Origin of the sequence: Kribbella sp. VKM Ac-2569 (assembly GCF_004216905.1) — a bacterium.
In the GTDB taxonomy this organism is placed as follows: domain Bacteria; phylum Actinomycetota; class Actinomycetes; order Propionibacteriales; family Kribbellaceae; genus Kribbella.
Genome location: NZ_SGXJ01000003.1, coordinates 304,906 through 324,322, shown reverse-complemented (window position 1 = coordinate 324,322; position 19,417 = coordinate 304,906). Strand labels below are relative to the sequence as shown.

The 19,417-nt window shown below is 68.3% G+C and carries 20 protein-coding genes; 8 read left to right on the top strand and 12 right to left on the bottom strand.

All coding sequences use genetic code 11. The features are described from left to right. Positions 1-19: 19 nt before the first annotated feature. The 6 genes from EV649_RS21795 to EV649_RS21770 form a co-directional block, all read right to left on the bottom strand. Positions 20-1,423 carry an ABC transporter ATP-binding protein gene (locus tag EV649_RS21795; RefSeq protein ID WP_130385402.1) on the bottom strand — a complete coding sequence of 468 codons (1,404 nt, stop codon included), beginning with the start codon at positions 1,421-1,423 and terminating at the stop codon, positions 20-22. After that, positions 1,420-3,129 (bottom strand): ABC transporter permease subunit, encoded by a 1,710-nt coding sequence (locus tag EV649_RS21790; RefSeq protein ID WP_130385401.1) that lies wholly within the window; start codon positions 3,127-3,129, stop codon positions 1,420-1,422. The genes EV649_RS21795 and EV649_RS21790 overlap by 4 nt, the downstream gene beginning before the upstream one ends. Then, positions 3,126-4,622: an ABC transporter substrate-binding protein gene (locus tag EV649_RS21785; protein ID WP_241998513.1), complete on the bottom strand. Its 1,497-nt coding sequence runs from the start codon at positions 4,620-4,622 to the stop codon at positions 3,126-3,128. The genes EV649_RS21790 and EV649_RS21785 overlap by 4 nt, the downstream gene beginning before the upstream one ends. Before the next feature lie 61 nt (positions 4,623-4,683). Continuing rightward, positions 4,684-4,881: a hypothetical protein gene (locus EV649_RS40850; protein WP_157996281.1), complete on the bottom strand. Its 198-nt coding sequence runs from the start codon at positions 4,879-4,881 to the stop codon at positions 4,684-4,686. Positions 4,882-5,160: 279 nt separating this feature from the next. Then, a complete protein-coding gene (locus EV649_RS21775; RefSeq protein ID WP_130385400.1) occupies positions 5,161-5,691 on the bottom strand; it encodes a hypothetical protein in 531 nt (176 codons plus the stop codon). Positions 5,692-6,005: 314 nt separating this feature from the next. Further along, positions 6,006-7,424: a hypothetical protein gene (locus EV649_RS21770; protein ID WP_130385399.1), complete on the bottom strand. Its 1,419-nt coding sequence runs from the start codon at positions 7,422-7,424 to the stop codon at positions 6,006-6,008. Positions 7,425-7,668: 244 nt separating this feature from the next. Between EV649_RS21770 and EV649_RS21765 the strand changes: the two genes are divergently transcribed. Then, the gene (locus EV649_RS21765; RefSeq protein WP_130385398.1) at positions 7,669-8,064 is read left to right on the top strand and encodes a nuclear transport factor 2 family protein; all 396 of its coding nucleotides are present in this window, start codon (positions 7,669-7,671) and stop codon (positions 8,062-8,064) included. 55 nt (positions 8,065-8,119) lie between these two features. On the opposite strand, the gene EV649_RS21760 is transcribed toward EV649_RS21765, so the two are convergent. Next, positions 8,120-8,902 carry a phytanoyl-CoA dioxygenase family protein gene (locus EV649_RS21760; protein ID WP_130385397.1) on the bottom strand — a complete coding sequence of 261 codons (783 nt, stop codon included), beginning with the start codon at positions 8,900-8,902 and terminating at the stop codon, positions 8,120-8,122. A 65-nt stretch (positions 8,903-8,967) separates the two neighbouring features. Between EV649_RS21760 and EV649_RS21755 the strand changes: the two genes are divergently transcribed. After that, on the top strand, positions 8,968-9,798 hold the full coding sequence (locus tag EV649_RS21755) for an AraC family transcriptional regulator (protein ID WP_130385396.1): 831 nt from the start codon (positions 8,968-8,970) through the stop codon (positions 9,796-9,798). A gap of 89 nt (positions 9,799-9,887) precedes the next feature. Here the strand turns inward: EV649_RS21755 and EV649_RS21750 are convergent, their stop codons facing one another. After that, the gene (locus EV649_RS21750) at positions 9,888-10,592 is read right to left on the bottom strand and encodes an NUDIX domain-containing protein (RefSeq protein ID WP_241998512.1); all 705 of its coding nucleotides are present in this window, start codon (positions 10,590-10,592) and stop codon (positions 9,888-9,890) included. 69 nt (positions 10,593-10,661) lie between these two features. Here EV649_RS21750 and nadC point away from each other — a divergent pair, with 69 nt between their 5' ends. The 3 genes from nadC to nadB are packed head-to-tail and all read left to right on the top strand — an operon-like array spanning position 10,662 to position 14,095. Beyond that, entirely contained in the window at positions 10,662-11,528 is an 867-nt protein-coding gene (gene nadC / locus EV649_RS21745) for a carboxylating nicotinate-nucleotide diphosphorylase (protein ID WP_130385394.1), read from the top strand. Between the two features lie 24 nt (positions 11,529-11,552). Then, a complete protein-coding gene (nadA, locus tag EV649_RS21740; protein ID WP_130385393.1) occupies positions 11,553-12,584 on the top strand; it encodes a quinolinate synthase NadA in 1,032 nt (343 codons plus the stop codon). Next, the gene (gene nadB, locus EV649_RS21735) at positions 12,581-14,095 is read left to right on the top strand and encodes an L-aspartate oxidase (RefSeq protein WP_130385392.1); all 1,515 of its coding nucleotides are present in this window, start codon (positions 12,581-12,583) and stop codon (positions 14,093-14,095) included. The genes nadA and nadB overlap by 4 nt, the downstream gene beginning before the upstream one ends. On the opposite strand, the gene EV649_RS21730 is transcribed toward nadB, so the two are convergent. Continuing rightward, positions 14,058-14,261: a DUF779 domain-containing protein gene (locus EV649_RS21730; RefSeq protein ID WP_130385391.1), complete on the bottom strand. Its 204-nt coding sequence runs from the start codon at positions 14,259-14,261 to the stop codon at positions 14,058-14,060. The two genes, nadB and EV649_RS21730, sit on opposite strands and share 38 nt — an antisense overlap. Positions 14,262-14,418: 157 nt before the next feature. Between EV649_RS21730 and EV649_RS21725 the strand changes: the two genes are divergently transcribed. Continuing rightward, entirely contained in the window at positions 14,419-15,201 is a 783-nt protein-coding gene (locus EV649_RS21725; protein WP_198682622.1) for a universal stress protein, read from the top strand. A gap of 150 nt (positions 15,202-15,351) precedes the next feature. Here EV649_RS21725 and EV649_RS21720 read toward each other — a convergent pair whose 3' ends face one another. Continuing rightward, positions 15,352-16,401, bottom strand: coding sequence for an aldo/keto reductase (locus EV649_RS21720; RefSeq protein WP_130385389.1), 1,050 nt, complete (start codon positions 16,399-16,401; stop codon positions 15,352-15,354). 77 nt (positions 16,402-16,478) lie between these two features. On the opposite strand from EV649_RS21720, the gene EV649_RS21715 reads away from it, so the two are divergent. After that, positions 16,479-17,021 (top strand): TetR/AcrR family transcriptional regulator, encoded by a 543-nt coding sequence (locus tag EV649_RS21715; protein WP_130385388.1) that lies wholly within the window; start codon positions 16,479-16,481, stop codon positions 17,019-17,021. A gap of 29 nt (positions 17,022-17,050) precedes the next feature. Here the strand turns inward: EV649_RS21715 and EV649_RS21710 are convergent, their stop codons facing one another. Continuing rightward, a complete protein-coding gene (locus EV649_RS21710; RefSeq protein ID WP_130385387.1) occupies positions 17,051-17,860 on the bottom strand; it encodes a class I SAM-dependent methyltransferase in 810 nt (269 codons plus the stop codon). Beyond that, a complete protein-coding gene (locus EV649_RS21705; RefSeq protein WP_130385386.1) occupies positions 17,857-18,672 on the bottom strand; it encodes an alpha/beta hydrolase in 816 nt (271 codons plus the stop codon). Before EV649_RS21705 ends, EV649_RS21710 begins: the two co-directional genes overlap by 4 nt. Positions 18,673-18,756: 84 nt before the next feature. On the opposite strand from EV649_RS21705, the gene EV649_RS21700 reads away from it, so the two are divergent. After that, complete coding sequence (locus EV649_RS21700) at positions 18,757-19,407, top strand: TetR/AcrR family transcriptional regulator (RefSeq protein WP_130385385.1); 651 nt, start codon at positions 18,757-18,759, stop codon at positions 19,405-19,407. Positions 19,408-19,417: the final 10 nt, after the last annotated feature.

The following is a 19,417-nucleotide window of genomic DNA, read 5'->3' as shown; positions in this document are numbered from 1 at the left end:
TGATGTTGCCGAGTTCGACTCAGTCCAGGAATCGGCCTTCGCGCATGACGAGGGTCCGGTGGGCGATCTGCTCCACAAGACCGTGGTCGTGGGAGATGAAGAGGTAGCCGAGGCCTAGGTCGCGCTGGAGTTCGGTGAGCAGGTTGATAACGCCTGCGCGGACCCTCGCGTCCAGGGACGACACCGGCTCGTCGAGGACGAGCAGCTTCGGATCACTGGCCAGCGCGCGAGCGATGCCGACGCGCTGGCACTGACCGCCGGAGAGTTCGCGCGGCCGCCGGTCGGCGAGCGACTGGTCGAGGTGGACCTGTTCCATCAGCTCGGCGACCCGGGCCGGCCCCCTCCGCGGATCCCAGCGGCCTTGGACCTTGAGCGGTTCGGCGATCGCGTCAAGGATCTTCAACCGCGGACTGAGCGAGCCGTAGGGGTCCTGGAACACCGGCTGCATGGCCGGGCGAAGCCGATGGATGGTGCTGTCGTCCAGGGCGGTTCCGTCGAGCCGGACCTCGCCGGCCTCCGGACGCCGAAGCTGCAGGACGGCGGACGCGGTGCTGGACTTGCCGCAACCGGACTCGCCGATCAGCGCGACCGTCTCGCCGTGACGGACGTCGAAGGACACGTCGTCGACCGCAGGTTCCTGGCGGCCTCGGTACCTGACGGTCAGGTTGCGTACGGCGAGCAGCGGCGGATCGGCGATCGGCGGTGTGGCCGTCCTCGGGCGGATGCTGTCGACGTGCGGCGAGTCGGCGATCCGGCCTTCGTGGAGCGTCAGAGTCCGGTCGGCGTACGTCGCGACCGCGTCCTGATCATGGGTGACGAGGACGATGGCCGAGTCGTCTCTCAGCCCGGTGAGCAGGTCCAGGATCTGGGCCTGGATACGGGGATCGAGGGCGGTCGTGGGTTCGTCGGCGACGATCAGCTCCGGCTGGTTGACGATGGCCATCGCGATCACGGCGCGCTGGCGCATGCCGCCGGAGAACTCGTGAGGATAGGCGCGGGCGCGACGTACGGCATCGTCGATCCCGACCCGGTCGAGCACAGCTCTCGCCGCGTTGTCCGCCGTCCTGCGGTCCGTGCGCTGGACCGATCGGACCGCGCGCGCGAGTTGGTCCCCGATGGTGTGCACCGGGCTGAGCACCGAGAGCGCGTCCTGCGGTACGAATCCCAGTCGACTGCCGCGCAGGTCGGCGTACTCGGTCTGCGATGCGCCCGCGAACTCACGGCCGGCGAAGCGGATGCTGCCGTCGACCTCGGCCTCGGGTGGGAGCAGGCCGAGGACGGCCTGCATCGTCAGTGACTTGCCGGCACCGGATTCACCGACCAGGGCGAGAACTTCGCCTTTGTGTACGGCGAACGACACACCACGTACGGCGTGCGTACCACGGATCCGCACGTGCAGGTCGCGAACGACGAGCTCAGTCATCGCCGCCGTCCCGTCGACAGGGACACCGCGAGCGCCGCGAGGACGAGGAGCATGATCGCAGGCGCGAGGGTGGCCCAGGGTGCGCGTTCGACGTACGGCAGGGACTCGGCCAGACCCGAGCCCCACTCGGGCGCCGGCGGTTGCGAGCCGAGACCGAGAAAGCCCAACGAGGCCAGGGCCAGCGCGATCCCCGGCAGCCGAAGTACGGCGTGCCGCGCCACAGGCCCGACCACGGCCGGGAGGACGTGCCGGGTGAGGATCCAGGTGCGACTCGCGCCGATCGCCTTCTGGGCCGTCAGGTACGCGGCGGCTCGGGTTTCCTGCGTGAGCGCGGCGGCGTGAGCGGCCAGCGGCGGCCAGGACACGAGGGCGACCGCGATCGAGGCGCCGAGAGTGCCGGGTCCCAGGACGGCGACGACCAGGATGCCGGCGATGACCGGCGGTACGGCGTTCGCGATCTCGGAGACGCCTTCGGCCGCGACCGGGCGGAGGCCGGCTCCCAGCGCGATGACGAAGGAGACCGCGCAGACGACGACAGCGGTGCCGATGGTCGTCACGGCACCGTGACCGACCCGGGCCAGCACGTCCCGGCCGAGCGAGTCGGTGCCGAGTGGGTGGTCCCAGCTCGGGGTGGCGAGGCGGGCGGTGGTGTCCAAGTGCAGCGGGTCGAGTGTTAAGCCCCAGCCGATGACTACGGCGAGAACTACCGCGCAGACGACTGGGGTCAACCGGCCCGCCGGCACCGCTGGAGTGACGGGCAGGCTCAGTGCCTGGTCACGGAGGGCCCGGCCGAGCAGTCGGCGCCTTGCGGTCTGGGCGAGGAGACCTGCGGCAACACCGAGCAGAATCAACGCGAGGACGGCGCCTTGGAGCAGAGGAAGATCCTGGGACTCGGCCGCTCCCAGCGCAGTCCGGCCGATGCCCGGGATAGCGAAGACGGTCTCGACCGCGACCGCGCCACCAGTGAGCCCGACGGCGACCAAGCCCAGCTGAGGTACGACGGCCGGAGTTGCACGTCGTACGGCCGCCGCTGCGATGCTGCGCGGAGTACAGCCCGCGGATCGCCACAGACTGACCCAGCGCTCGGCGAAGACAGCCGGCAACGCGTCGACGACCAGCCGTCCGAGAATTCCGCCGGCGGGCAGCGCGAGCGCGACCGCCGGAAGAACGAGGTGCGTCGGGCCTTCCCAGCCGTACGGCGGCAACCACCCGAGCCAGACCGCGAAGGTGAGCATCAACAGCGTGGCCAGCAGGAACTCGGGCAGCGCGGCCAGCGAGGTGGCGAGGATTCCGTTGCCTTTAGCCCGTAATGTTCCGCGGGCGCCGCGAACCAGCGTGGGCACGCAGATCGCGGCGGCGATCGCGAGCGCGATGCCGAGCGCGGCCGCCATCAACGTCAGCGACGCGCCGGCAGCGGTCACGATCGACGGCAACACCTCGGCTCCGTTGGCCCACGACGTCCCGAAGTCGCCGCGTACGACTCCCCCGAACCACCGGGCCAGCAGTGCCAGCGGCCCGGCATCCAACCCGAGCTCGTTCCGCACGGCTTCGATCGCCTCAGCCGTCGGCTCCTGCTCAGCGGCCCGGGCTCGCAGTACCGACAAGGCGACGTCCCGCCCCGACAGCCACGGCAGCAGGCCGATCGCGGCGACGACCACCGCGAGCGCACCGGCCCGCGACAGCACGCCGACAACGCGCTCCCTCACTTCAGGTGGGTTGCTGCCGTGACCAACAGCCGCTCGCGAGGGTCCTTGGCCGAGTCGGCGAGCGTGGTCGCATCGCCTTGGATGACCCGTTCGTGCAGCAACGGGACGGCGGCGTCGGTCCGCAGGACCTGCGCCTCCGCTTCCATGATCGCCGTACGACGGGCGTCGCCGGTCTCCGTCCCGGCCGCCTTCGTGAGCGCGGCATCCACGGCCGGGTCACAGAGTTGGGAGATGTTGAAGGAGCCTTGGCACGCGAAGTCCGAGTACAGGTACGACACCGGGTCACCGGAGTCGAGCACCGTCGCGCGCGACAGGATGAACGCGTCGAACTTCCCCGCCAGCGCATCCTCCTCGATGTGCGCGTACTCACGAACCACCTGCTTCACCGTGAACCCGGCCTGCTGCAACTGCTGCTGCAGAACGGACGCCACCTCCGGTAACTCGGCCCGATCGGAGAACGTCGCCAGAGTGATCGTCGTACCGCCCGCCCCCTTGGCCACCGGCTTGGCCGCCGTACGACCGGACGGCTCCTTACGACCCTCAGCCGCCCACGGCAACGCCGGGCCGAGCAGACCGGCCGCCTTGTCCGCACGCCCCTCGTAGACGCCGTTCACCAGCGCCTCACGATCGATGGCGTCCCGGATCGTTGCCCGCAGCCCCGGATCCCGCAGCGGGCCGGACTTCGTGTTCAGGTAGAGCGTGTTCGTCCGCGGCATCGGTACCTCGGTCACGGTCTCCGGCTCGAGCAGCGCGGCCTGCGACACCGGGATCGACTCGACCAACTGTGCCGTCCCGCTCCGGATCGCGGCCGCTCGCGCCGCGCCGTCCGGCACGAACGACACGTCGATCCCCGCCGCCTTGGCGCGGCTACCCCAGTACCCGTCGTACCGCTCGAGTCGTGCGCCGGTGGTGCCACGGACCTCGACCAGCTCGAAGGGCCCACTCCCGGTCCCGACCGGGTTGACCCGGGTCTTCGCGTACGCCGCCTTGGACAGGACCGATAGCTGCGGCGACGACAACCGTTGCGGCACCAGCGGATCCGGGCTACCGGTGGTCACGACGAGCTGATTGCCCTTGGCAACCGCCGTCAGCCTCACGCCGTCCAGGATCCGCGGTTTCGGCGAGGCGGTCGTTGCCTTGTCCAACGCGTACGCCGCGACCGCTGCGGTCAGCGTCGTACCGTCGTGGAACTTCACTCCCGGCCGGATACTGAACTCCCAACTCACCGGCGAGATCCGCTTCCACGCGGTCGCCAGGCCCGGCTGGGCGTCGCCGATCTCGTCCAGCGTGACCAGCGTCTCCGCCGTGCTCCACCGGGACAGTTTGAACGCGTCGTCGCTGAACGGCGACAGCCCTGAACGCGGCGGCTGCATCATCGCGACCGCGATCCGGCCGTCGGTCCTGCCGGCAGCCGGAGCCGGGTCGGCGCCGCCGGCGAAACACCCGGTCAGCAACACCGACGACAACACAACACCAACAGCGACAACACGCACGGGAGCCTCTTCCCGGTGGCGGACGGGTCACCGAGAAACTAGCACATGAAAACCATTATCGTTAAATCGCGAGCTGTGGCTGGCCGCCATACACGTCGAGCACACGGGCCGCCTCCAAACGCCCTGCCGCCGCGAAGCTGTACCTGAACTGGGCGCTCTCGACCGCCGTACAGCAGAACGCCTTCAACAGCTGGTCGGTCCGTACCGATGTCGCCCCGGCCGGTGGACTCAAGCCGATCTGGACGTACAAGAACGCCAACCTCGAAGGCTTCCCGCGGTTCATGGCCGACCGGGCCGAGGTTGAGCGCTGGAAGCAGACCTTCTCGCTCTACCTCGGCGAAGTTCAAGGCGCCCCCAGCCCCGGCTGGCTCGGCCTGCACCCGGGCGCCTAATACTGCCCTGGCGGTGACAGCGGCAGCGCCTTGCTCAGGCCCCGGGCTGCCCTACCGCGTTCCGCCGAACAAGATGCCGGTGCAGGAGACGAGCCCGGTCCGAGGACGTTCGCAGCGGTAACGACGACGGGCGAGCGGCCGCCGGTTCACTTGGCCTGGGCGACGGCCTGCAACTGCGGCAGCAATAGTGCCGCCTGCTTCGCCCGCGCGGAGACACCGAGCATCTCGCGAGCCAGCAGGACCAGCGAGATCGGGAACAGCACGATCGCCACCAGGATCACGAAGATTGCGGCGAGGCTGTCCAGGGCCGAGTCGTTGTTGCGGGCGTCGCCGCTGCTCGGTGAGGAGAAGTTCAAGCTGTCGCGCTTGCCCGTCTCGAGGAGACACCGCAACTTCGCCTTGTACGGGCGCACCGTCGCCTTGCTCCCGTCCGCGAACCGGAGCCTGATGCGGCTCCGGATGAACACGCCGCGGGACACCCTAGTTACCGCGGGCAGTTGACGCCATGGACGGTCGGGGCGCTCGAGGACCGAGACACCGCCCTCGTGGACGTGCAGTCCGGTAACGGTCTTGTTCATCAGGACCATCGTCACGCCCGCGGGTACGGGAGCCTCGCACGCGGCGCGAATCTCTTCGACCGTGTGTTGCGGCAATGGGTCGGCTTGCTTCTTCGCCACGATGTCCCTCCGGAGGCCGTGATCGATTCGTCTCCGGAAGGCTAGCGTCTGCCCGCCGGCCACTCGGTGGTCTGAGTCGTGCCGCCGTTCGCGTGTCTTGCCACACGGGCGCCGCAACAGCTCGCCCCGTGCCGCTCAGCAAAGCCCCGTCCAACGACTTCCTCGCCGAGCTCCAGGCGTGTGGTTAAGGTGCGTGTTCCTCCTCGGAGACTGAAACGGTTGTTTCGTCTCATGCAGTCGGCGCAGTGCTCCAGCTGTTGTGTTTCCTGGAGAACGAATCAGGCAAGTTGCTGCTGGCAACCGTATAGAGACGGTCAGAAGGTGGGGAGCTCGAGGATGCCTCCTTGGTCGTCGTCGCTGCCGGGCAGCGCGCCCACGTAGGTCACCCAGATCCTGGATCCGTCGGTCGAGGTCGCGATGCCGTTCAGCCGTGCAACACCGAGCGAGTGAGACCCCACGCGAACTCTGCGGACGCCCACGATCGTGCCGTCCTGTTGCATCCGGACGATCGTGTCGTTGCCACGGTTGCAGACGTAGAAGTCACTGCCCGGCTGCAGCGTCGTGTTGCTGGCCCGATCGGGATGCACGATCTCGATCCGCACCGGAGCGAGGTCGAGCGGTTGATCCAAGCCGGACGACCTGATGGTGCGCAGTCCGCTGGGCACGAAGACCTCGTTGCCTCCCGGGCCACCGATCGTCAGCGTGATCACCTTGATCGAATCGTCGAAGGGCTGACTCACGTAGAGGACGAGCTCGGGCGCATAGCTCATCACGACTCCGAGCCGCGGCAGCGAGACCGGCCCGCGATGGCCGCTCGCATCGCCCCAGGAGCGATGGACGAGTGGCTGGACCGTACCCGCTGGCGCGATACCGTCGAGCGCCTTCACCGTGTGCTCCTGCACGACGCTCCCATCGGCCACGACGACCGCGAACACGGCACGCCCGCTGCCGTCCGGGGATCGGCCGATCAGCGCCGTACCGACTGCCGCCTTGGATATCGCGCCGGGAACGACCTGGGTCGGGGTACGACCGGTGACATCGTCGAAGTAGACACCACCCGTGCTCGGGTTGAGTGCACCGGCGAGTGGACGGCCGTCCGGATCGGCGATCGACGACGAGCCGGGGCCGTTCAGCCCGTACGGCGCATTGGCCGGCCAGAACCGGCCGAAGGCATTGTTGATCGACATACCGAGCGGGTTCGCGACCGCCGTCTGATCGGCGGTCACAGCACCGGGTGTGTAGAAACCGTTGCGCCAGTTCGGGCTCTGCGCGCTGTACATCTGGACGGCCCCGCCCAGCACGGACACCTGCCCTCCCGAAGCCGCGAATCTGGCCGGTACGGCGAGATCGGCGCTGCCCGGATCGATGGAAAGGAACGACCCCGCCGCCTGATCCTCGTTGGCCTTCGGGGCGCCGAAGTTCGACCTGCTCCCGACCACGATGCGCGTCGGGTCACACACCCGGCCAGGCTGTGTGAAGGCCGCAAGGACGGGATTGGAATTGATCGGACTCCCGGGCAGGAATGTGCCGACCGGAGCGATCGCCGACGCGCCGGGAATGCCGACCGCCACGACGCGTCCGCTGATCGTCGGCACGCCGCTGCGATCCCCGGCGTACGCGCTCGACGTACTCGCGACCGCGTCCACGCCGGCAACCCCCGCCAACCCGAGCGCCACGAGAGCCTGCCGCCGACTGATCTGGAACCCGCGTTCGGGCATGTTCGTACCTGACATGATCAACCTCCCCGGTCCCCACCTACTGCCTGCCACAGACCAGCGAAACCGCGCGGTCGTGACGTGCCCTTGCCCCCTGGCAGTGCACTACCGATTTGGAGACCAGCCAGTCACGAAAACACCGAGCAGACCCCGATCGATGACGCCAGTCTCAATCGCAGAAACGGGATTGTCACGGCCTCGGACGCCATCGGGCCGACCGCATTGCGTTCTCCGGAGAAAGATCGCGGATTAAGGTGGGTCAATGGATCATGAGACAGCTCGGGACTGGCTCGACCGGTACGTCGAGGCGTGGATGTCCTACGATCCGGGCGACATTGCGGGCCTGTTCAGCGAGAACATCGCGTACCGCTACCACCCGTATGACGAGCCGATCGCCGGTCGGGACGCCGTCGTCGCATCCTGGCTAGGACAGAGCGCGTCGGACGACGCCTCCACCCGCGACGCACCCGGCACCTACGAGGCCGAATACTCGCCGGTCGCGGTCGACGGTGACACCGTGGTGGCCACCGGCACGTCGCGCTACCGCGAAGTGCCTGACGGCCCCATCGTCCGCACCTACGAGAACTGCTTCATCATGCGCTTCGACGACGAAGGACGCTGCCGCGAGTTCACCGAGTACTACATCCGCCACCCATAAACGCTGCCGGCAACGACCGCTACGCACTCGGTGAATCAGCTGGCGCCGCTGGCGGTCAGCCGTCCGTGGGGCGGGCGGCGTTGGCTCGCTCTTCACGTGCGGTGCGCCGGGCGGCCTGCCACGGGAAGTCGCGCGGCGCGGCGGCCTGCTCCTCCGGGGTTCCGCCGCTGATGATGTACGCCCGCCGGTGGTCGGCGGACCGGTTCGGGGACGTGTAGTGCAGGGTGCGGCTGGCGTGGATCGTCGCCCCGCCGGCCGGGATCGGGCACACCACGGCGGTGGAGACATCGACCGATCCGGGCTCCACTTCGAGGCCGTGCACCCGTGGGTCGCCGCCGATCGGCCGATGCGGGACCACCTCGCCGTGGTGCGAGCCGGGGACGAAATGCATGCAGCCGTTGTCAACCGTTGCCTCCTGCAACGGGATCCAGATGCTCAGCGCCTGGTAGCTGGCCGCCGGGTTCCAGTACGCCTCGTCCTGGTGCCAGGGAGTCTCGACCCCGTTCCGGGGCGGCTTGTTGATCGCATGGTCGCCGCCGAACGTCGCCTCCGGACCGAGCAGCTCGGCCAGCACCTCCTTCGCGCGATCGAGCGTCTCGCTGCGCAGGAGCTCCGGCGCGTACCGCGACGGGTTGAGGATCTGCGGGAGGTTGGCCTCGCTCTCCTCGTCGTCCGCACCGGCCAGGTCGAACTGATCGCCGGCCGAACGTCCGGCCCGCTCGGCGAAGAGACGGTCATAGATCGTACGCATCCGCTCGACCTCCTCGGCGGAGATGAAAGACTCGAGCGCGAGGAAACCCTGGTCGTGGTACCGGACCACATCGTCTGTTTTCAGCATGACTACGACGCTAGGGACGGCTCCGACTGCTTGCGTCCGGAATCGAACGCGAGAGAAGATCGAACATGGCCGACCGACTCGAGCTGCAGGATCCTGGCCTGCCCGGAGTCGTCACCCTCGGCCGCTATCGGTACTCGTATGCGCACGACGTACTCGGCGCGCACTCCCACCCCGGCTGCGTCGAGGTCTGCTTCCTGGCCCGGGGACGGCAGCGCTACCGGCTGGGCGACCGGGTCTATCAGCTCAGCGGCGGCGACCAGTTCGTCACCCTCCCGGACGAGCAGCACGACAGTGCCGGCGAGCCCGAGGACAAGGGCGTGCTGTACTGGCTGATCGTCCGCGTCCGTGACTCGCCGCTGCTCTACCTGGACAGCACCCGCCGACGACAGCTGACCCAGGCGCTACTGGGCATCCCGACCCGGCAGTTCCGAGCACACCCCGAGGCAGGGTTCCTCTTGGACGACGCGATCGCGCAGCTCAGCGGCCAGACGAGCGAGCTCGCCCGACTCCAGGCAGCGATGTCCCTCGCGCAGTTCCTGGTCCGGACAGTGACGGCGAGCGCCTCCGACCAGGCGCGGCCGGTGTCGGCGGTGGTAGAGCGGAGTAGGCAGTACGTCGCAGAACATCTCGGCGAGACGATCACCGTGCCGATGCTCAGCCGCGCCGTCGGCCTGTCACCGGCCCGCCTGCACGCACAGTTCCGCCAGGAGCTCGGCGTGCCGCCGGGCGAGTTCATACTCCGCAGCAAGATCGAGCACGCCCGCACCTTGCTCGGCGAGACCGATCTGCCGGTCACCGAGATCGCGCACTCCCTCGGCTTCGCCAGCACGCAGTACTTCGCCACCGCGTTCAAGCGGCTGACCCGAACCACCCCAACGGCGTGTCGACATGTGTAGGCGCCTCGTGCTCCTCCAGCACCCGAGAACACGACCAGCACGATGACCGGCGACGACGGTGGTTGGGGCCAGGGTCTTCTGCGTCGGCGTCAGCGGGGTGGGCGGAGTACTGCGAACGGATCGGTGACGGTCAGCTCGCGGGCCACGAACTTGTAGACGGTCGCAGGACGGCCGCCGCTCTGGCCGGGGCTGGCTCGCCGTTCGGTAGGGTCGATCACGTGCCTGCGGGTCAGGACGCGGGTGAGATTGGTGGCGCCGAGCTCGTAGCCGAGTGCGGCACCGAACAGATCACGTAGCTCCGCAATGGTGAACTCCAGCGGAGCCAGCGCGAAACCGATGTTCGTGTACGACAGTTTCGCGCGCAACCGCGCGACCGCGGCATCGATGAAGTAGTGATGATCGAACGCGGTTCGCGGCAACTCGTCGACGGGGTGCCACTGGGTGTCGGACGGAAGCTTCGGCTGTACGTCGGACGGAACAAGGCCCAGGTAGCCCGTCGCCAGCACGCGGGCCCGCGGATCACGATCGATCGCACTGTGCGTGGCCAACTGTTCGAGGTGCGCGACGTCGCGAACGTCGACCTTCGTCGCAAGGTGCCCGGTGATGGCGTCCCGGAGCCGCTCCGTGGGCTCGACCCCGCCGCCGGGAAGCGCGCAGCGGCCGCGGTACGGGCTCCGTGCGCGTTTCCACAGCAGCACGCACAGCCTGCCGTCGCGAACGGACAGGACCACGGCGAGCACCTCGTGCGGGTAGCTGGGGAAGTTAACCGGATCACCTTTCTTGGCTGTGGGCACGAGGCCGATGGTAGCGTGCATCTAGTTATCGCCTCGGAAGCGAAAACATCACGGAGAGCAGGGCAGCAGATGCAACTGACGACGGAGACGATCCGGACCGCGGTGGCGGCCGCACTGATCGAGGACCAGGCGGCAGACGATGTCACCACCCGATGGAGCGTCCCGGAGGCGCTGGAGGCCGAGGCGACGATGATCGCCAAGCAGTCCGGTCGCGTGGCCGGTCTGACTGCTGTACAGGAGGTGTATGCCGCCGTCGATCCCACCGTGACGGTGCGGACGGCTGTTGCCGACGGTGATCCGGTTGTCGCGGGGCAGCCGCTGGCGTGGATCAGCGGCCCGGCGCGGTCGGTCATCACCGGCGAGCGGGTGGCGCTGAACTTCGCACAACGGATGTCGGGCATCGCAACCCTCACGTCGGCGTTCGTTGCCGCGATCGATGGGCGCCCGATCGCGCTCCTCGACACCCGAAAGACAGCACCCGGCCTCCGGGCCATGGACAAGTACGCCGTGAGTTGCGGCGGCGGGACCAACCACCGGCTCGACCTGTCGGCCATGGTGCTGCTCAAGGAGAACCATCTCGCCGCGGCCGGCGGCGTCCTCCCGGCCGTTCGCCGGGTCCGGGACGGCATGGCCGCCGAGGACAACTGCATGGCGATCGAGGTCGAAGTCACCACTGCCGAGGAGGCCCGCGAAGCACTGGACTGCCAGGTCGAGTGGATCCTGCTGGACAACATGCCGGTCGAGCAGATGGCCCTGATCGTCGAGCGGCGCAACGCCTCCGGATCCGCCACCCGGCTCGAGGCCTCCGGCAACATCACCGTGGACACCATTGCGGATGTCGCCGCCACCGGCGTCGATGCCATTTCGGTCGGCGCCCTGACCCACTCCCCTACCGCACTTGACATCAGTCTGCTGGTGACCCGCGTCCCCGGGTGAACCAGGGATCGTCACGGCATTACCATGCCCAGTTATCGCTTATCAAGCGAAAACCTCCCGAAAGAAGGATCTGTTGTGACCGTTGGTCAGCGCACGGCAATCAGCTGGCAGGAAGAGGTACGGCGCCTCGCCCAGGAGCGGGATGCTGTGATTCTCGCCCACAACTACCAGGAACCGGCGATCCAGGACGTGGCCGACCACGTCGGCGACTCACTCGCACTGTCGCGCATCGCGGCCAGTACCGAGGCGTCCACGATCGTGTTCTGCGGCGTGCACTTCATGGCGGAGACGGCCAAACTTCTCAGCCCCGACAAGACCGTGTTGATCCCGACGGCCCAGGCGGGCTGCTCGCTGGCGGACACCATCGACGCCGACCAGTTACGGGCCTGGAAGGCTGACCACCCCGAGGCGGTTGTTGTTGCCTATGTCAACACCAGCGCGGCGGTGAAGGCCGAGGCCGACATCTGTTGTACCTCGTCCAACGCAGTGGAGGTGGTGAACTCGATTCCGGCGGATCAGCCGGTCTTGTTCCTGCCCGATCAGTTCCTCGGCGCCCACGTCCGGCGACAGACCGGCCGGGACAACATCGAGGTGTGGATGGGCGAGTGCCATGTGCATGCCGGCATCAGCGCGGCCGACCTGCGCGCTCAGGTAGCCGCCGATCCCGAGGCCGAAGTCCTCGTGCACCCCGAGTGCGGCTGCGCGTCGTCGGCCGTCTGGCTCGCCGGCATGGGTGATCTTCCGGCCGAGCGGACCCATATCCTCTCCACCGCCGGCATGTTGGACACCGCTCGCGGCCTGACGGCGAAGACGGCTCTGGTCGCGACGGAGATCGGCATGCTCCATCAGCTTCGCAAGGTCAACCATCACACGACGTTCCTGCCGGTGAACCCGAAGGCCTCGTGCCGCTTCATGAAGATGATCACCCCGGAGCTGCTGGTGCGGTGCCTGCGGGAGGGACGCGACGAGATCCAGCTACCGCCTGAGGTCGTCGAGCGGGCACGGCGTTCGGTCGAGCGGATGGTTGCCATCGGCAAGCCTGCGGGGGCTCGATGACGCGCGTGGCCGATGTCGTTGTCATCGGCTCCGGCGTGGCGGGCGTGTCAACCGCACTCGGTCTCGCGGCGACCCGTCAGGTGATCCTGCTCAGTGCCGGCGACGGCAGCACGCCCTGGGCGCAGGGTGGCATCTCGGCCGCGTACGGCGAGGACGATCCGCTCGACCACCGGCACGACACCGAGGTCGCGGGCGCGGGATTCTGCGATCCCCGGAATGTCCGTGCGCTGGTCGAGGAGGGACCGCAGCGGCTTGCCGAACTCATCGCTCACGGGGCGCGCTTCGACCGTGACGGTGCCGGCTCGCTGTCGAGGACGCTGGAAGGCGGCCACAGTCGTCCCCGGATCGTGCACGCAGGCGGTGACGCCACCGGTGCTGAGGTTCATCGCGCACTCCTGAGCGCCCTGCAGCGAAGCAGCGTTCAGACGGTGACCGGGCGTACCGTCGGTCTGCTTCAGTCGGAGTCCGGAAGCGTGGTCGGGGTGCTCGCCGAGACGGGCACCGAACTCAGGCAGATCGAGGCGCGCGCCGTCGTACTGGCCACCGGCGGTATCGGCAACGCGTACCTGGCCAGCACCAATCCCGCGACGGTGCGCGGTGACGGGATCGCCTTGGCGCTGCGAGCCGGCGCGTCGCTGGTGGACATGGAGTTCGTCCAGTTCCACCCGACCGCGCTCCACACCGGTGAGACCACCGGTCAGTTGCCCCTGGTCACCGAGGCAGTCCGAGGTGAAGGCGCCGTACTGCGCGACGTCCGCGGCCGTCGGATCATGGCCGGACGGCATCCGCGAGCCGACCTGGCGCCCCGAGACGTCGTCGCTCGGGCGATCGAGGCGACGATGCGCCGCGACGGATCAGACCATGTCTGGCTGGATGCGACAGATGTCGCGCCGGACGTACTCCGGAAGCGGTTCCCGACCGTACTGGCCTCGTGCGCACGCATCGGCGTCGACCTGTTGTCCGAGCAGATCCCGGTCGCGCCGGCCGAACACTTCCTGTGCGGCGGCGTTCGAACCGATCGGAACGGCGCAACCGACGTACCCGGCCTGTACGCAGTCGGCGAGGTCGCCGCGACCGGGGTACACGGGGCCAACCGGCTCGCCTCGAACAGCCTGCTGGAAGGACTCGTCTTCGGGCGACGCGTCGCAACGGCCCTGACCCTCGACCTCCCCGCGAAGGACCTCGGCCGCGCCCGTGAGCTCACGCTCGGCGATGATCGTGAACCGGAGCGGATTCGCACGATCCTCAGCAGGTACGCCGGCATCCGTCGCGACGGCGCCGGTCTGAACGCCGCCGCGGACGAGCTCGACACCATGGGCACCGGACCGCTCGCGACGGTGGCGCGGGCTGTCGTCGTCGCGGCGACCGCACGACAAGACAGCCGCGGCTGCCACTGGCGTTCCGACCATCCGCACGCCGACGAACGATGGGACAAGCACACAGTCGTACGCCTCGACCAAGAAGGCCGCCCGACTACGCGCCAACCTCTCCCCTCGACGTGTTCGGCGTAGTCGATTCGACCACTACCAGGAACTCGTTCCCCGGGTAGCACATCGGCGTACTGCCGGCGCGACAACCGCCGGACTGGACGAACATCACCGGCGCGCCGCGGCTGTCGCTCAGATGACGGATCGCCTCGCGAGCAACCGCGGCGGCCGTGATCCGGATGCTTGGCATCGGGTCCTCCTTCAGCTCGACGGGCCATTCCGTTCGAGCCAACGCCGGTCCGGCCGACACCCATAGGGCCGAAAGACCTCACTGCCTGAGGACCGATCGGCCGGTGCGCGCGCCACCCGAACGAGCGATGCTGAACGAGACGAGCTCAGGAGGCGGCATGAGGCACAAGCCTGTGGTCGTAGGCATCGACGGATCACCAGCCGCCGACATCGCCATCAAGTGGGCGGCCGCGGAAGCGGCGTCGTTGCGCTGCAACCTCCGCATGCTGCACGCCGTCGCCGCACATGAGGCCGCGTCCAGCGCCGGCGAAGTCGTCTATCGCGCGGTCAGACTTGCCCGCGGGCTGGCCCCGGGCATCGAGATCGACACCCGCATCGACAAGGGCACGCCATCAACGGTTCTTGTGAAGGCATCCAGTGACGCGGAGGTCGTGGTGATCGGCAGCCGCGGACTCGGCGTCATGGCCGGCGCACTCGTCGGTGCGACCGGCCTCGACCTCGCAGCGAACGCCCGCTGCCCGGTGGTCGTCGTACGCCCGGACCTCGCCGAACCCGACGGAACCCGCGTCGTCATCGGGTACGACGGATCACCCGCCGGCGACACAGCCCTCGACTACGGAATCGACTACGCCCGCCGCCACAACCTCGCCGTACGCGTCGTCGCCGCCCAGCCCACCGGGACCGAGCTGCACCGGATCACCGAAGACCAACTCCGCGAGGCCGTCCACAAACGCGACGGCCACGACGCCGAACTCATCCAGATCACCGGCCACCCCGCCGAGCACATCCTGCGCCTCTCATCGGACGCCGACCTGATTATCCTCGGCGCCCGCGGCCGCGGGGGCTTCGCCGGCATGCTCATCGGCTCCGTCAGCCAAACCGTCCTCCACCACGCCGACTGCCCCGTCGCGATCATCCCCGCCGCCGCAATCGGCGGCTGACATGACCACCTCCGCCACCCAGATACCTTCGGCAATCATCCGGCGCGCATCCAGTGGGGGCTTCGTCACGCTCTTCGCCTCCGGCGCCGGCATCCACACCGTGCTGGGTGCCCGGCCGACCAAGGCCGAGCGCCCGTCCTTACATCCAGCTCACGACAGCGCCATACCTGGGACTCGACGGCGGATGGCTTCCATTTCGGCCTCGTCGGAGATGCCCTGCCAGTCGTGCCGCGGCGTGTACGGAGCTTCCAATGCGAGTACGTCGTCGTCGCTGAGCTCGACGTCCAGCGATGCCACAGCCTCGTCGATCTGCTGGATCGAACCGGCGCCGACCAGTGGTGCGGTTACGACCGGCTGACGACGTAGCCAGGCGAGTGCGATCTGGGCACGGCTGACGCCGTGGCGTTGCGCGACCTGTCCGACTGCCTCGATGATCGCGCGGTTGGACGCCTCCTGCTCCGGCGAATACAGCAGGTCCGCGTAGGCGCCGTCGGTCTCGGAGCGCGCGGTCGACCTGGCCTCGTCCCAGCCGCGGGCGAGGCGCCCGCGGGCCAGCGGTGACCAGATGATCGTGCCGACGCCCTCGTCCAGGCACAGCGGGATCATCTCCCGCTCCTCCTCCCGAGCGAGCAGGTTGTAGTGATCCTGCATCGACACGAACCGCGCCCAACCGTTCTGCTTCTGCAGATGCAGGGCCTTCGCGAGCTCCCAGGCGTGCATCGACGACGCACCTAGGTACCGCACCTTGCCGGACTTCACGAGGTCGCTGAGCGCCTCGAGAGTCTCCTCCCACGGAGTCGAGTGGTCGTTGCGGTGAATCTGGTACAGATCGAGGTAGTCGGTCCCGAGGCGGCGCAGGGAATGCTCGACCTCGGCCATGATCGCCTTCCGCGACAGGCCGCGGCCATTGGGGCCGGTACGCATCGGGTGCCGGAGCTTGGTCGCGACCACGACGTCGTCCCGGTCGGCGAAGTCCTTGAGCGCGCGGCCGAGGATCTCTTCGCTGGACCCGTTGGAATACATGTTCGCCGTGTCGAAGAAGTTGATTCCCGCCTCCAGCGCGTGCTGGATCAGCGGTCGCGCCTCGTCTTCGCCCTTCGACCACACCGGATGGCCGCGGTCGGGCTCGCCATAGGTCATCGCGCCGATCGCGATCGGTGACACGTCCAGGCCGGTCGTGCCGAGCTTGATGTACCGCATGATGCTCCTCTAAGCTATGTGGAGAGTTCTCCGGATACTTTAGTGGAGAGCTCTCCACTTAGCAAGATGGGGCTTTCATGGTTCGTTCAGACGCCCGCGAGAACCGGGTCCGCATCCTCGCGGTCGCCCGCGAGGCCTTCACCGAGGACGGCGCGACCTCGATGAACCAGATCGCCCAGCGCGCCGGCGTCGGCGCGGGCACGCTCTACCGCAACTTCCCCACGAGGGAGACGCTGGTTCTCGCCGTGTACCAGGACGAGGTCGAGCGGATCATCGCGACCGTGCCGGTTCTGCTGGCCGAGATGCCGCCACTCGAAGCGCTCCGGCACTGGACAACCGGCCTGGTCGAGGCAATGCGCAGAAAGCACGGCCTGGGCGATGCGCTCAGCCCCACAGCGCACCAGGCGATCACCGAGCAGACCTACGGGCCGGTCGTCGCCGCAATTACCGAACTCTTCGACGCGGGCAAGAAGGACGGCAGCATCCGGGCTGACGCCGACCCCGGCGACTTCCTCCAACTCACCGGCGCACTCTGGCGCGCCGCTTCCAGCCCCGTAGACCGGGCTCCACGCATGCTCGCCCTCATCCTCGACGGGCTCCGTCCACAGCCCCCTAGGTAGATGACGCCGGCGGCGGGCTTACAGGACGTCTAGCGCGTCTGCGCTATCGCTCGGATGGCTTGGAGGCGGCCGTCGGACAAGGCCGCAGTGAGGTTCTGCAGGCGCTTCTGGAAGTCAGGGACGAACGCGTGGAGACCGAGCGGACTGGGCGGCAGTGCTTGAATCGCTCGCATCATCGTCGCAACCTCCTCGGTCGGATCCGTCCAGTGGCCGATGGTGAATCCGGCTGCCTCGATGCCGGCACGCAGGGCTGCCGGCGTGCTGAGATGAGTGTGGTCGGGTAGGTCGGCCCACGGTAGTGGGTAGTCGAGTTCGCGTCCGTTGCCGGCGGTGATATCCCACAGCGCGAGGCGACCGTCGATCTTCAGGACACGCCTTGCCTCCTGGTAGAGCTCGTCCTTGCCTGCGACGTTCATCTGGACATGCTGGCTGAACACGACGTCGAACGACGCGTCGTCGAAAGGCAGCGCGGTCACGTCTCCCTGCGTCACCGTGATCCGATCGTCGAGGCCCACCAGGCGATTGAGCCAGCGAGCGGTCTCGCAGTACTCGTCGGAGAGGTCGACAGCCGCCACGGCGCACCCGAACTGGTCTGCGAGATAACGTGCCGTTCCTCCGATGCCCGTACCGGCATCCAGCACTGAGCTCGCGGGCGTGATGTCGACCAGATCGGCGAGCTGCACCGTCGCTATCCGGCCGCCGGTGTGGTAATCCTCCAGCATCGCGAGGTCGGCGACCTGAAGCGCGTGCACATCTTTGCCCGCGGCAATCAAGGCCCGCTCGATGTCGGCCCGGGACGTCCCGGTCACGTATTGGGAGGAAAGCGCGGCGTCGCTCATACCTTCTCCTCGGACATCGATCGATTCTCGACGCCGTGGCGGGAGGCGATCTCGGTGACAGCACCGGCCAGCAGGTCCGGGTGCTCGCTGGTGGTCAGATGCCCGCCCGGGAACGTGATGATCTGCGCATCGGGCACACGTTCGCGGGCCAGCGTGACCTGGCGATGCTCGTACGGGTCCTCGTCGCTACCACCGACGTACAACGGCACCTCACCCTTCAGTTCTCGTGCGATCGCCGCGCCGAGCGGAGACCTGAGCATCGGCGTCCCCTGCCACGGGTGCGTATGCGCATCGGCGAACAAGCCGCCGTTCACCATCAAGACCGCCGCGATCGCCGGCGCGGTCCGATCGGATTCCAGCCGGCGGCGAAGGAGCTCCAGCAGCGCCAGCGAACCGTAGTCGAAGGTGACCACGACCGTACGGCGCACGCCATGGTGCCGCCACAACGCTTCGACGAGATCCGCCCGTCCGTAGGTGGAATGCCGGTAACGCTTGGGTTTGTCCGAGTCCCCCTGCCCGACGGGCTCGACATACAGCCGCGGCCCGAGGCCCGCGGGGAGTAGGCGATCGACCTGCGCCCATCCGTAGGAACCGTCCGGGAACCCAGGCAGCAGGGTCAGCCACACAGCATCTCCCCCGGGGCCGGCCGTCGTCCGCTCGAACACCTTCAGTACGCCGGATCCCGCGGCGGCCTCGCCGTCGGGAACAACTCGTGCGGTCTTCGGGTCGTACCGCACTCGCCGGCCACCCACGAACCAGGCATCGGCCGTCACCCAGTCGCGGCGCGTTCCCGCTGTGAACTTCTCCTCCATCAGAGGCCCTCTCTTCACACTTAGTGGACACCGTCCACATTACCTCGACTTAGTGGACAGCGTCCACATTGTTATCGTGGCCTGGTGGACAAGGGCGAAGCGGCACCGGACCAGGCACCACGATCGCGACGACGACCGCGCGGCGACGTGCGCGCCGGCCTGATCGCGGCCGGAGTCGAACTGGCGCGCAGCGGTGGGCCCGAAGCGGTGGTGCTTCGCGAAGCCACCCGGATCGTCGGCGTCGTACCCAACGCCGCCTACCGGCACTTCGCCGACCGCGACCAGCTACTCGCCGAGGTCTGCACCGCCGCGATGAACGAACTGGCCGACCGGATGACAGCGGACCTCACCCGGATCCGCGGCAAACGCGGCAATCCGGACGCGGCGCGACGCCGGCTGGGAGCGATCGGGTCCGCCTACCTGAAATTCGCTCGGAAGGAACCCGGCCTGTTCGCCACCGCTTTCGCGGTGCCGCGGCAGCACTCGTACGCAGACCGCGACGGCGCATCGAACCGCAGTACCCCGTTGGGACTCCTGCGCACCGCGCTGGACGAACTCGTGGAAGCCGGCGTCCTCGATCCACAACGACGTGACGGCATCGAGTACCCCATCTGGTCCATCGTCCACGGGACCGCCGAACTCACCGGCCAAGGCCCGCTCCGCGACGCCCCGGACGCCGAGCTCCGCCGGATCGAGTCCCTCACCCTGACCTTCATCAGCAACAGCCTCACGTAGCCGAACGGCG